Below are 12,923 nucleotides of genomic sequence, written 5' to 3' on the forward strand. Positions count from 1 at the left end.
TCCTGCGAACAGAAATCAGTTCAGAGCGGGAAATGGGTGATGGAGCGGCGGGGGAGCGCGGCTCCGCAGCCGGCCGAACTAGCCGTGCCGAATCCCAGCCGGGGTGGGCCGACGAAACAGAATAGTCATGCGTGCCCCTCCCTGGTTCGCAATATCACTATCCCCACCCATACCATGATCCGCCGGCGCCGACAATCGAATGGGGAGGGGGCTTTCAGCCGACGCGGGCAATGGCGTGGCGGGCGAGCAGGTCCGCGGCCAGTTGCAGCATGTCGGCCGCCAGCCTCTCCCGCTCCACGTCGAAGTCGTCGAGCAGGGTGTCGATGATGCTGGCCAGAGAGCGGGTGCCATCCATCAGCGCAACCGCGAGACGCGCCGTCTCGTTCATCTCTGTCGCCTCGTCGACGGCGGTGTCCGCCGCAACGGCCCTGAACACGGCGGTTTCATCGAGGCCGGCGCCGTCCGTTTGCGCGGGGGGGTGGTCGCCCGTCCCATGCACATAGCTCATGCCCTGCGGCGCCAGATCGCCGAAACCGGCGTCGCGCTCGGGGGATGCCAGCCGACGCTTGATGCGGTGGTCCTCGGTCGCCCGCAGCCGGCCGGTGGGGGACTGGCCCTGCAGGTAGAAGCGCTGCCATTTCTGCGCCTGCGCCTCGGGGTCCTGCTCTGCCAGCTTCCGGTTGAAGGCAAGGCGGGAGTCCCGCCAGCTGGCATATTCCCGCTCCAGATCGGGGTCGGACGCCAGCGGGCGCAGGCGCGGCGTCACGTTCTCAAGCGCCACGCTGGGCCAGAGGCTTAAGAAGCAGAACGGCTCTCCGGCGGCGAAGCGCACGCTGCCGGGCTGGAGGAAGCGCCAGTTCATGGTGAAGGTGAACGGTGCCCAGTTGGTCTCGACGATACCGTCGAGCGGCGCGATTCCCGGCTTCATGCGGTTGGGCGATCCGCGGCACCAGATCACCCAGTCCGGGTCGGTGCGGAAGAGATAGCCGGTCTGGAAGGTGAGGATGCCGGAGCCGAAATGCGACGACGCATAGGCTGGCACGCTGCCATCGTCGGCACGGACGACGATATCCTCCAGGCCGGCGCCGCCATTCCAGCTCGCGGTCAGGTCGACGGGATTGATGAGTTCCCAGCCGGAGGCATTGGCGATGGAGAGCGGCGTGCAGCGATAGGCGAAGCGGTCCGGCGTGCCGTCCATCCAATCGCGCTCGGAGGCCCCGGGCACGATCAGCGGTGGGTCGTTGAACAGGGGATAGCAGTCGAGGCGCAGCCCAGCCATGTCCGCGTTTCCATGTCAGCCGGCCCGGGAGACGTGCACGCCGCCATGAGGTGGAGCGCACATATATAAGGCCCATCCTGCCAAGGATGGGCCTGCACGTTCTGAAATGCCAAGACGCGTGGCGCTCACGCCTGCACGTCGAGCCTCACGGCGGCGGCGGGGGAGGAGGCGGCGGAGGCGGGGGAGGAGGCGGCGCCGGCGGCACAAACGGCACTCCAGACACCGGGATAACCGGCGCAGGAGCCGAGGCTGAACTCAGCCGAACGGTCTGCGTGACCATTGGCGGCACGTATGGTTTTTTCATTCCCTCCCCCATGTTCCGACGTAAATCGCAACATTCATTCACATGTCATTGCCCAATTGGGGTGTCAACGCTCTCCAAGGACAAGCTGCGGGACCGCGCGACAATGGTGTCCAGGTGCGGTCTTGCTGACACAGTCGTGCTCGTCGCTGTGCCAGAGGCGGCCTGTGCCTTCTGGCCCAATGCCTCTGGGCGCGAACATATTCGCTTTGAAAATGCCGTCCGCCCTCTGGCATGGGGAACGGAGCTTCCTAACGTGAAGGAGGCGTCTCCGGCGCCTGTCGCGCCGGAGACGATCACGTATTGGCCAAGACGACAAAGCGCGGTGCGAAAACGCACGCGCTACACCGCTCAGGTCGGCGGCACGAGCGGCGCCCCGGACACCGGGACAACCGGCGCAGGAGCCGACGCGGAGGTCAAACGGACCGTCGGCGTGACCATTGGCGGCACATACGGCTTCTTCATTCCCCAAACCCCTAATTTAGAAGTAAATCGCAACATTCATTCACATGTCATCGCCCATTTGGGGTGTCAACGCTCTTCAAATGGGAAGCAGCGGGCCGCGCGAAGTCGGTCGCCTCGCGTCGCATTGCCGACACAGCCGTTCGACTCGCCGGTGTGAAAAAGGGGGTGTGCCCTGGATCGCGCGCGTCGGCAGCACGCATGCGCTTGCGAACGCCGCGCCGGGTCTGCGGTCGCAGCCGCGTGCCATTCGGGATGGAAGTATCCCCAGCGCCTGACGCGCCGGGGATGAGTATGTGATGGCGGAGACGGAAAACGCGCGGCGCGGAGCGCCTGCGCTCGGATACTCAGCCGGGCGGTACGATTGGCGCGCCGGACACCGGGACAACCGGATCGACGCCCGACGCGGCGGTCAAGCGAACCGTCGGCGTGACCATCGGTGGCACATAAGGCTTCTTCATTCCCAACCCCTTGTTTCGACTTAAATTGCAACGTTGATACACATCACTACTCAGGTAGGGTGTCAATCGGCTCCAGAGATGCCGGCACGGTGGCCCGTTGGCATTTGCATGTCGACACCACGCTGCCTCTGGTGCGTGTGGCCCGCGCGTGGCATGGGAGACCGCTCAACGTGTCGCCACACGCTGGCGGGGAGGACGAATTGGAACTGGACTGTGTGCTTCGCGTTTCCCCACTCGCCAGCTTCCAGCCGCTCGGCGACAGTGCCGTGGTTCTGCGCATCGACAGTGGTCAGCTGTATTCGGCGAATGCCACGGCGCAGGCGCTGCTCTCCGCCATGGATGGGGAGCGCACCCTCGCGGACATCGCCTCCCTCCTCATGGACGACTTCCACGTCGACCGTGATGTTCTGGAGCGGGATCTGCTGGCGCTGAGCCGGCAGCTTCTGGACGACGGTATCGTGGATCAGGTGCCCTCCGCGTCATGATCCGGGCGGCGCTGCGTCGACGGCTGTGGTGGGAGGCGCGCTTTCTGCCGCTTCGGGTCCTGGGGCGGGACTTTGCCGGTCTCCTGGCGCTCGCGAACCGTCCGCTCCGCAACGTTGACGCGCAGGGCCTGCCGGCGGCGGAGATCGTTGCCGCCGTGGTTGCAGCGACCCGGCGACCCTGGATGATGCGCAACCGCCGCTGCCTGCGGCAGGGACTTCTGGCCTTCCGCGCCCTTCACAGTGCCGGCCACCGGCCCGCGCTGCATTTCGGCGTCGATGCGGCAGGTCTGAAGGACCGGGATGGCGTGGTGCATTGCTGGATCGTGGTCGCGGGCGAGGTCGTTCTCAACCCTCCCAATCCGGGAATGACGACCGTATTCATTCATTCCTTGCCGGATCCGGGCTGATGCACAGGCTCTGCTTTGCCCTTGGCGCAGAGAGCTGGGTGGTGGAGGGCTCCGATGCCTGCCTGCTTCCACCCCTGCGCGCCCTTCTCGGCGGGCTCGAACGCGATCCCGCCGCGGCCGCGCCGCCGACATGGCGCCTGGAACTTGGCCGGCCCGACATCACTGGAACGCAGGGGCTTGTGCTGCACGAAGGGCAGATGGAAACCGGCCCGCCTTTCCGCCTGTTTGAGACCACCGACGCACTCGTCCTGCTCTGTGGCAGCGAACTGCGCATCGAGGCCAATCGCGCGGATGGCACCGGGTGGGCGATGGTGGCGCCCGGCAGTGAGAGACTGCTCATGGGTCAGGCCGGCGTCTTCATGATGTCGGCCGCGCTCGACAGCGTGGGGCAGCAACTCGTCCATGCCGCCGCTCTGGTGCGACCCGGCGGGACCGGCGCCATTCTGCTGGCGGCGCCGAGCGGGGCGGGCAAGACCACCACGGCGCTCGCGCTTGCCCAGCAGGGTTTCGGCCTGATGTCCGATGATGGCGCGGTGCTTTGTCCCGGTGCCGGGGGCGTGGGAGTCTGGGGGCTCCCCCGTCGTCCAAAAGTCCACCGGGCGACGGCTGCGCTGTTGCCCTCGCTCGAACCGGGCCTTGGCAGCGACTGGGACGCCGCAGGCGAGCAGCCGCTCGACCTCGCGCGCCTCAGCGGGCTCGGCGTGGCGCCGCCCGGCCTCGTGCTGCCGCTGGAAGCGCTTATCTGGCTGGCTGGGCGCCGGGCGGGGGCGGCGCGCTGCGCGCCGATGGCCCGGGATGTTTTTCTCTCCGGCTTCGCGGCCGACAATCTCAATCGCGGGACGACGGGCGTGCCCCAGCACCATCTGAGGCGATTCGTGGCCATGAGCCGGGCGGTCGGCCACGCGCCCACCTATGAGCTGCGGGTCGGCGACGATCTCGCCGATGTGGGCGAGGCGCTCCGGCGGGGGCTCGCCCAGGCATGAGCCTAACTCAGCTCGCCCCCACCCATGCCTGCTGGCTGCTCGCCCTTTCCGACCCTGAGGGGCCGGGGCCGGACCTGTCGACCCTTCCTCCCGCCGCCGTGCCGGAACTGCTGGCGGCGGCGCGGGCGCATCTCATCCTGCCCGTCCTGTGGCGCCGTCTTCGCGAGATGCGGACGGCGGAAACCGCGGTGGCGCTCGATAAGGCGCATGGGGAATTGGAACTGCTCACTGCCCACGGCCTGCTGCTGACCCATTATGCCGGCCGCATCGCCGCGGCTCTGGCGGCCGCGCAGGCGCGCTTCGCCATCGTCAAGGGGCGCGCCTTCGCACCGCTCTACCCGCATGCCTCCGACCGGCCTTTCACCGATATCGATATGCTGGTGCAGCCCGAGGACCGGGCGATGGTCGAGGCGGCGCTCGAGGCGCTGGATTTCGTGCCGGTTCCGCGCAAGACCATCGACCATTCAGCCGCCTATGGCGAATTCAAATGGACCGCCCGTCAGGCCCCGAATGTGCTGGTCGAGGTTCACCTGAACCTGGTGCATTATCCGTTGCTGCGCCGCACCGTGTCCCTGTCGCTGGATGACCTCGCCGCGTTCGGCGGCGCCGAGGCGCCGGCCGGCCGGCTCATGGTCGCCGTGGCCCATGCCGCCGCCGGCCACAAATTTCACGCGCTGCGGCTGATCGTCGACGTGCTGCAGGCCGCGCGGGCGATGGATGTGCAGACGGCGCAGACCTTTGCCGAGACGGCCGTGCAGCGCGGCTGGGCGCTGGAGGCCGGCATCGCGCTCGATCTTGCCGCGCGGCTTTATGGCGATGCGCGGACCGCCGCCATCGCCGCCTTGCTGCCATCGATGCCTGCACGGGCGCTTGCCGCCCGCCTGCTGTCGGAGACGGCGATCCTCGACGCCCCGCAGCACGGCATCGCCTCCCGTCTCCGCCGCACCCTGGTGCGCGGCCTGCAGCATGTGCGGCCGACGCGCCGGCGATGATGGCGGGCACTCGGCCAGTCAGCCGCCCGACCCGTCGCCAGTGATGGAGACGGTCGCCGTGAGCCCGGCGACGAGGGTGATGCCTGGCGGCACGGGGTCGAGCACCACGCGCACAGGCACGCGCTGGGCCAAACGGACCCAGGTGAAGACCGGATTCACCGTCGCGAGGCCGGAACCGTCGGGCTGCGCGTTGGGCACCGCGATGCCGCGCCCGACGCCCGTGACCTTGCCGCTCAGCGTGCCGGGATAGGCCATCAGCGCCACCCGCGCCGTATCCCCGACATGGATGCCGCTCAGCACCGATTCCTCGAAATAGGCGTCGACCCAGAAGCTGTCGCTGTCCACCACCGACAGCGCGCGCTGGCCGCTGGTAGCATAGTCGCCGGGCTGGGCCAGAAGATTGGTGACGTAGCCATTGACCGGCGAGACGATCCGCGTGCGGCTGAGATTGAGCCGCGCCTGATCGCGATTGGCCAACGCCTGCTGATAGGCACCCTGCGCCATCTCTGCGGCGGCGGCGAAGGCCTGCTGCTCCTCCTTGGAAACGGCGAGGGCATCGAGATCGGCGCGCCGCTGCGCCTGCGCCTGCTTGTTGTCGAGATCGGCCTTGGCCCGGGTCACGGCGGCGTCGGCATTGGCGAGCGCGATCTGATAGTCGTCGGGCTCGATCACCATGAGAACATCGCCCTTGTGTACGAACTGGTCGTCCTTGACCGGCAGTTCGATGATGCGGCCGGAGACCTGCGGGGTGACGGTCACTACATAGGCGCGCACCGTGCCGTCGCGCGTCCACGGGGTATCCATATAGGACCGCCAGGTCCACCAGCCGAGCAGGCCGGCGGCGGCGAGGGCGCAGAGAGTGAACCCCACCGACAGCAGGGCGCGAAAGGTCGACGGCCGCTCCGCGGCCGGGTTGAGCATGGTCATGGCCGTGGCCCCACAGAAAGGACGATGAGCGAAAGCAGGATGATGTAGATGCAGAGGTTGAACAGGCCGGGATGCCAGACGTGGCGCGACAGGCTGAAATGATTGGCGATCCGGCTGAGGGGAAAGGTCGCCACCCAGGCGGCCAGCATCATCACCGCGAAGGGGGCGACATAGACCCCGAGAATGTCGATCTCTCTGAACATGTCGTTCGGCCTTTTCAAAGAAGCGGGGACCGGGCAACGGCCCCGGCGCTGAGCAGTTCGGGGTGCAGGTCGATCGTGTCGCGGATCACGTCGATCGCGGCACGCGCCTTCAGTTGCTGCCGGCCCGGCGGGTCGTCCGTGATCGCTCCCGCGAGAGCGGCCTTCGACAGCGCGTCGCGCGCGATGGAGACCTGCCCAGCGGCGAGCGCGTCGAGGGCATGCTGCAGGGCGCGGCCCGTCGGGGCGTCGGTCGCCAGCGCCCGCAGTTGCAGGACGGCCTGCCCGAGGGCGAGCAGCGCCATCAGGCTTCCGGCCTGCTCCGGCGTCGCCTGCGGCGGCAGCGCTTCGGCCCGCCGGGTTAGCCGGGCGGCCCAGCGCGCAGCGGTGCCGGCTGTGGCGACACGCGGGAGGCGGCGGAAGTCGCGCAGCGAAAGGCCGATGAGCCGGCGGGCGCGGTGCTGCGGCGGGACCATCGGCAGGAGGACGAAGAACAGTGTGCCGATGACCGTGCCGGTGACGATCGACAGAGCGAGATTGAAATAGGCGGCGGCGTCATAGCTGGTCGGATTGCCAACCCCCAGAAGCGGCAGCGCGGCGATGGACATGCCGAGAAAGGCGACATTGTGCCAACTGCCTGCTTGGAGCATACCGAGCGGAACGTAGAGCAGGAACAGCAGGGCGAGCAGGGCGGGGAAAGTCGAGAGCCCCGGCAGCACGGCGAAATAGAGCACGCCGCCCAGCCCCACCATCGTTGCCGCTCCCATCGCGTAATCCTTGGCGAAGGTGCGCGCCTGGTCGCCGAAGGAGCCGAAGACCAGCGTGCCGATGGCGGCGAAGACGATGGCGAAGGCCCCGTTCGGCCAGGCCGACACCACCCAGAAGGCGGAGGTGAGCAGCACCGCGAGGAAGACGCGCAGCCCGTTCAGCAGCGCCGGCAGCGGGTCGGCAACCACGAAGGGGCGGCGTAGCGGCGCGAGGCGTGGGCTGTTGCGTTCCCGCAGCAGGAGGATGGCGTCGGCGAGGCCGGCAAAGCCGCAGACGACCTCGCGCGTGGCGTCGAGAGCGATGCGGCCGGCGCCGTTGCTGGCGGGAAGCGTTTCAATCTGTGCCGCGACCTCCTCGGCCGCCTGCCGCAGCTGCCGGGGGGCATGGTCGAGCTGTGCCGGGTCGAGGCGTTCCAGCAGTGGAACGAGAAGGTCGCGGATCGACGTGCGGCTCTCGCTGTGAAGGGTGAGATGCGCGCCGGCATTGCGCCAGCCGACGAGCGCGCCGACCAGGCCGTCCATCATCCGCTGCAGATTGCCGGCGCGGGAGCGCAGATAGGAGGATTCGCCGATGGCCGCGTCGATCTGCGCATGCAGCAGACCGAGGCTGCCCGCGAGACCGCGCCGCGCGGCGACGAGGTCGGGCGTCTCGCCCCCCTGCCGCAGCGTTGCGAGGAAGCCATCCCTGAGCTGCCCCGCCGTGCCGCGCAATGTGCCGGCCAATTGCTGGCGCGCCGCGCCGAAATCGGTCAGCACCATCACGAAACCGGCCGAGGCGATGCCGATACAAATCTCGCCGACGCGGATGACGGCGAGAAAGAACGCCGTGTCCGGATTCGCCAGCGTGTCGGCGAAGATGATCACCGCGGTGATGCCGGACAGCGCCGCCGCATAGGAGGCGAAGTTGCGCAGCAGCACCACCGCGACCCCGCACAGGCCGCACCAGAGGGCGAGGCAGAACAGCAGCGCGTCGCGTTGCTGTGGAAACGCCGCCAGCATCGCCACTATCATCAGCCCGCCGACAATGGTGCCAATGGCGCGGAAGCGGCCCTTCTGGAGCGAGGCGCCGAGATTGGGTTGGCAGACGATGGCAGCCGTGGTCGCGGCCCAGAACGAGTTCTGCAGTTCGAGATAATAGGTGATGTAGAGCGCGAGGCTGACCGAGGCGGCGAGGCGCAGCCCGAAGAGAAGGCGCGGCCGAAGCGGGGCGAAGAAGGACAGTGCCGCCGCCAGAGCGGGGGGCGTGCTGCGAAGCTTCAGCGCTGGAGCATTGTGAGCGTCGCTCATCGTGTCGCCTGCCGGGAGAGTGGATGAGCCCAGCATAGGCGGTGCGCCGCCGGCGGAAATCATACGGCCGTTCCGGCCTCTAGCGCTTTGGTATGGCCCGGATTTCCGGCTGGCCGGACGCGAAGAAGCGGCGATGCCCGCAAAGGCACCGCCGCCGTCTGGATTGGTTCGTTCGCCGCCCGCTCAGGCCTGGATGAAGGCGAGCAGGTCCGGGTTGATGACATCGGCATGGGTGGTGAGCATGCCGTGCGGGAAGCCCGGATAGGTCTTCAGCGTACCGTTTTGCACCAGCTTCACCGCGAGATGGGCGGAGTTGGCGATCGGTACGATCTGGTCGTCCTCGCCATGCATCACCAGCACCGGCACGCTGATGGCCTTGAGATCTTCCGTCTGGTCGGTCTCGGAGAAGGCCTTGATGCCCTCATAATGCGCCTTGGCGCTGCCCATCATGCCCTGGCGCCACCAATTATTGATCGCGCCTTGGGAGACCTGCGCGCCCTCGCGGTTGAAGCCGTAGAACGGGCCGGAGGCGACATCGAGGAAGAACTGCGCGCGGTTGGCGGCGAGCGCGGAACGAAAGCCGTCGAACACCTCGATCGGCAGGCCGCCCGGATAGGCCTCCGTCTTCAGCATGATCGGGGGAACGGCGGAGACCAGCACCGCCTTGGCGACGCGGCCCTGCGGCTCGCCGAACTTGGCGACATAGCGCGCCACCTGGCCGCCGCCGGTGGAATGGCCGATATGCACCGCATTCTTCAGGTCGAGATGCTCCACCACGGCCGAGACATCGGCGGCGTAGTGGTCCATGTCATGGCCTTCGCTGACCTGGGCCGAGCGGCCATGGCCGCGGCGGTCGCTGGCGACGACGCGGAATCCCTTGCCGAGGAAATACAGCATCTGCGCGTCCCAGTCGTCGGAGGACAGCGGCCAGCCGTGATGAAAGACGATGGGCTGGGCGTCCTTCGGGCCCCAATCCTTGAAGAAGATCTCAACGCCGTCCTTGGTCGTGACGTAACCCATAGCGATATTCCTTTGATGGAGGGGATAGAAACCAGTCTCTTCCTGCGCTTCCTGGGAGGGCGCGGGAAACCCGTGATGCGCGGCCAGCGTTCGTAAGGCGTCGCTGCATCGTTCGCGATAATATATAGCGCGATATATTTTTTCGTGAAAGAACGAAATGCGGGCGCGGGCACCTTTTTGTGTGTGCATGCCTGCATGGCAGATATGCGTGGCGCTTTCGCGAAACCGCCGGGAGGCCTGCCGGATACCGGCAGGGGCGGCAAGCGGGGCGTGCGTCAGAAGCCGATGGCGGCGCGCGTCTCGGCTGCCGCCGAGCGGCCCGGCCAGCCGGCGGCCATCACGGCGAGCGGGGTGCAGGCACCGCGGTCGCGGCGCGTCGCCATCTGCGCCTTTTCCGCCTTAAACCGGCGGGCTTCAGCCACCCGCCAGTGCCGCGGCGTGTCACCCACGACACGTTTGAACACCGTGGTGAAATGCGCCTGCGTCTGGAAGCCGACCGCGAGGGCGATGTCGATCACCCGCTGGTTGGTGCCCGCCAGCAATTCCTGCGCGACTTCGATCCGGCAGCGCAGCAGATAGTCATGCGGCCGCAGCCCGGTCGCCAGACGGAATTGGGCGGCGAAATGCATGCGGCTCAGCCCGGCGGCGCCAGCCATGTCGGCGAGGGTGATGCGCTCGCCAATGTTCATTTTCACATGGTCGATCACGCGCTTGAGACGCCATTTCGGCAGCGCCGACCTGACCCGCGCATTGCGGTCAATGGCAGTGATCGCGCCGTCTGCTTCCTGAAGGCGTTCTGCGCTCTCGCAATACACGCCGCTGTCGGTGGTGTTCGCTGCGGGGGAATGCATCTGAAATCCTCTCAAGATCATCAGGCAATTCGATGAGTTGAGAGTAGACGGCTGGCCACCAGACAAAATCGTACCAGCGTTTCGTTCTCTATGCTCTTGGGTGTCCGCTTTCATACCTTGGTATGTATGGCGAGGCGCCCGGAGATACCGAAGGGGACATTGCCCCGACGGCACCGCGCTGGGGCGGGATAAACTATGAGAATACCTCTGAGCCAAGGAGCTGAGCGCGGGAGGATGCCGGCGGCCGCGCCGCATCTTCATTGGACCGTGCGAACAGGATAGCTTTCATCAGCCCCTTCAACCGTCATGCGCCGTCTGACGGAAGGTCAGGGCGGCGGGAGCGACGAGGTGGCATGACGGGAAAATCACCGTATTTCTTTCCGGCTCTGGCCGTCGTCATGGCGGCACCGATCTTCGCCGTCGACACGCTCACCCCGCTCGATACCGCCATCGCCGTTCTCTACGTCGCCGTCATCATGCCGTCGGCGCATTTCCTCGGCCGTCGCGGCGTGCTGGCGGTCTCGGGCACCTGCGTCGCGCTGACGCTCACCAGCTTCGTCATCGTGCATCAGGACGACTGGGAGGGCTCGGCGCTGGTGCGGTTGATCGTCAGCCTGTCCGCTATCCTCATCACCAGCCTGCTCACCCTGCGCAACCAGCAGGTGACCTCGGCGCTGCGGGAGCAGGCCAACCTTCTCAATCTCACCCACGACGCCATTTTCGTGCGCGATCTCGCCGACAGGATCACCTACTGGAACCGTGGGGCCGAAGAACTTTATGGCTGGAGCCGGGCGGAGGCGCTGGGCCAGACGGCCGCCAGCCTGCTGCGTACCCGCTTTCCCGACACGCCGGCGCGCATCCACGCGGCGTTGCTGGCGGACTCGCAATGGGCGGGCGAGTTGACCCATTTCAAGCGCGACGGTGCGCAGGTCACGGTGCTCAGCCGATGGTCGTTGCAACGCGACAAATCCGGCCGCCCGATTGCTGTTATGGAGACCAATAACGACATCACCGAACGCAAACGCTCCGAAGTCATGCTGCAAAAGGCCCAGACCGAGCTTGCCCATGCCGCGCGCGTGGCGACCATGGGCGAGCTCACCGCCTCCATTGCCCATGAGGTGAACCAGCCGCTTGCCGCCGTCGTCACCAATGGCGAGGCGTGCCTGCGCTGGCTGGGGCGCGACGTGCCGGACCTTGGTGAGGCCCGTGCCTCGGTGGAGCGGATGATCAGCAACGGACGGCGCGCCAGCAATGTGGTTTCCCGCCTGCGGGCGCTGGCCCGGCGCGACGATCCCGATCATGTCGCGCTCAACCTCAACGACGTCGTCGAGGACGCGTTGGCGCTGGTGGAACGGGAGGCGGATTCGCACCATGTCGCGGTCCAGATCGACCTCCAGCTCGCGCTGCCGGCTGTTTCCGGCGACCGCGTGCAGTTGCAGCAGGTGGTGATCAACCTGATGATGAACGCGATTCAGGCCATGGCCGGCGTCTCCGGCCGGGCGCGGCGCCTTGCGGTCGCTACCCGGCAGGAGGGTGCGGCCGGCGGCGCCGGCTGCGTGACGGTGGAGGTCCGCGACACCGGCATTGGTGTGGACGCGCAGGGGGCGGAACATCTGTTCACCGCCTTCTACAGCACCAAGAAGGAGGGGCTCGGTATGGGGCTGTCGATCTGCCGCTCGATCATCGAGGCTCATGGCGGGCGCATCGCCTTCGCCGCCAATCCCGATCACGGGATGAAGTTCACCGTCAAGCTGCCCGCACTGAAGGAGCCGGCGCCGTGATTTCGCATACCTCGTCCAGCCGCCCGCCCGCCGCCGCGCCCGCGCCGACAGTGATCGTCGTCGATGACGACGAGGCGTTGCGCGAGGCGCTGAGCAGCCTGTTTCGCTCGGTCGGGCTGCGGGTCGAACTCTATGGCTCGGCGGCGGAACTGCTCGCCGCCAAGCCGCCCGCCGCGCCGCGCTGCCTGGTGCTCGACATCCGCCTGCCGGGGGTGAGCGGGTTGGACTTCCAGGCCCAGATCGCCGCCTCGCCGATGAACATGCCCATCATCTTCATGACCGGTCACGGCGATATCCCGATGACCGTTCGGGCGATGAAGGCGGGCGCGGTGGACTTTCTCACCAAGCCGTTCCGCGACCAGGACATGCTCGACGCGGTCACGACGGCGCTGGAGCATGACCGCCGGCAGAGCGAGGCCAACAAGGCAGCCACCGACATCCGCGACCTCTATCAGTCGCTCACCGCCCGCGAGAAGGAGGTGATGGCGCTCGTCACCTCCGGTCTGATGAACAAGCAGGTGGCGGCGCAGATCAATCTGTCGGAGATCACCGTGAAGATCCACCGCGGGCACGTCATGCGTAAAATGAACGCCAAGTCCTTGGCGGATCTGGTCCGGATGGCCGAAACGCTCGGCCTCGGCATCACAAAGGCTTAAATTGCAAACCTCCGTATGATTTGAATCCCGGACCTTTCGCGCCATCCTTCAGGGAACGCGCCAA

At 67.2% G+C, this 12,923-nt stretch carries 12 protein-coding genes; 6 read left to right on the plus strand and 6 right to left on the minus strand.

Annotated elements, in window-relative coordinates; genetic code table 11:
• Positions 1-214: 214 nt before the first annotated feature.
• Positions 215-1,279: a DUF6065 family protein gene (locus J2S75_RS16195; protein ID WP_307021214.1), complete on the minus strand. Its 1,065-nt coding sequence runs from the start codon at positions 1,277-1,279 to the stop codon at positions 215-217.
• Positions 1,280-2,703: 1,424 nt separating this feature from the next.
• Between J2S75_RS16195 and J2S75_RS16200 the strand changes: the two genes are divergently transcribed.
• From J2S75_RS16200 to J2S75_RS16215, 4 genes are read left to right on the plus strand one after another with little or no spacing between them, the layout of a single operon-like run.
• Positions 2,704-2,988 carry a PqqD family protein gene (locus tag J2S75_RS16200; RefSeq protein WP_307021215.1) on the plus strand — a complete coding sequence of 95 codons (285 nt, stop codon included), beginning with the start codon at positions 2,704-2,706 and terminating at the stop codon, positions 2,986-2,988.
• On the plus strand, positions 2,985-3,395 hold the full coding sequence (locus J2S75_RS16205) for a lasso peptide biosynthesis B2 protein (RefSeq protein WP_307021217.1): 411 nt from the start codon (positions 2,985-2,987) through the stop codon (positions 3,393-3,395). The genes J2S75_RS16200 and J2S75_RS16205 overlap by 4 nt, the downstream gene beginning before the upstream one ends.
• Positions 3,395-4,378 carry a phosphoenolpyruvate carboxykinase (ATP) gene (locus J2S75_RS16210; RefSeq protein WP_307021219.1) on the plus strand — a complete coding sequence of 328 codons (984 nt, stop codon included), beginning with the start codon at positions 3,395-3,397 and terminating at the stop codon, positions 4,376-4,378. Before J2S75_RS16205 ends, J2S75_RS16210 begins: the two co-directional genes overlap by 1 nt.
• Complete coding sequence (locus tag J2S75_RS16215; protein ID WP_307021221.1) at positions 4,375-5,370, plus strand: nucleotidyltransferase family protein; 996 nt, start codon at positions 4,375-4,377, stop codon at positions 5,368-5,370. Before J2S75_RS16210 ends, J2S75_RS16215 begins: the two co-directional genes overlap by 4 nt.
• A gap of 18 nt (positions 5,371-5,388) precedes the next feature.
• On the opposite strand, the gene J2S75_RS16220 is transcribed toward J2S75_RS16215, so the two are convergent.
• The 5 genes from J2S75_RS16220 to J2S75_RS16240 form a co-directional block, all read right to left on the minus strand.
• Entirely contained in the window at positions 5,389-6,297 is a 909-nt protein-coding gene (locus tag J2S75_RS16220) for an HlyD family secretion protein (protein WP_307021223.1), read from the minus strand.
• Positions 6,294-6,500, minus strand: coding sequence for a DUF1656 domain-containing protein (locus J2S75_RS16225; protein WP_307021225.1), 207 nt, complete (start codon positions 6,498-6,500; stop codon positions 6,294-6,296). Before J2S75_RS16225 ends, J2S75_RS16220 begins: the two co-directional genes overlap by 4 nt.
• Before the next feature lie 14 nt (positions 6,501-6,514).
• Entirely contained in the window at positions 6,515-8,551 is a 2,037-nt protein-coding gene (locus J2S75_RS16230) for an FUSC family protein (RefSeq protein WP_307021227.1), read from the minus strand.
• Positions 8,552-8,734: 183 nt separating this feature from the next.
• A complete protein-coding gene (locus J2S75_RS16235; protein WP_307021229.1) occupies positions 8,735-9,571 on the minus strand; it encodes an alpha/beta fold hydrolase in 837 nt (278 codons plus the stop codon).
• Positions 9,572-9,846: 275 nt separating this feature from the next.
• Positions 9,847-10,536 (minus strand): helix-turn-helix domain-containing protein, encoded by a 690-nt coding sequence (locus tag J2S75_RS16240; protein WP_307021231.1) that lies wholly within the window; start codon positions 10,534-10,536, stop codon positions 9,847-9,849.
• A gap of 239 nt (positions 10,537-10,775) precedes the next feature.
• Here J2S75_RS16240 and J2S75_RS16245 point away from each other — a divergent pair, with 239 nt between their 5' ends.
• The gene (locus J2S75_RS16245) at positions 10,776-12,203 is read left to right on the plus strand and encodes a two-component system sensor histidine kinase NtrB (RefSeq protein WP_307021233.1); all 1,428 of its coding nucleotides are present in this window, start codon (positions 10,776-10,778) and stop codon (positions 12,201-12,203) included.
• Positions 12,203-12,859 (plus strand): response regulator transcription factor, encoded by a 657-nt coding sequence (locus tag J2S75_RS16250; protein WP_244450852.1) that lies wholly within the window; start codon positions 12,203-12,205, stop codon positions 12,857-12,859. The genes J2S75_RS16245 and J2S75_RS16250 overlap by 1 nt, the downstream gene beginning before the upstream one ends.
• The last annotated feature ends 64 nt before the right edge of the window (positions 12,860-12,923 follow it).

It is taken from the genome of Ancylobacter polymorphus (assembly GCF_030813495.1).
In the GTDB taxonomy this organism is placed as follows: Bacteria; Pseudomonadota; Alphaproteobacteria; order Rhizobiales; family Xanthobacteraceae; genus Ancylobacter; species Ancylobacter polymorphus.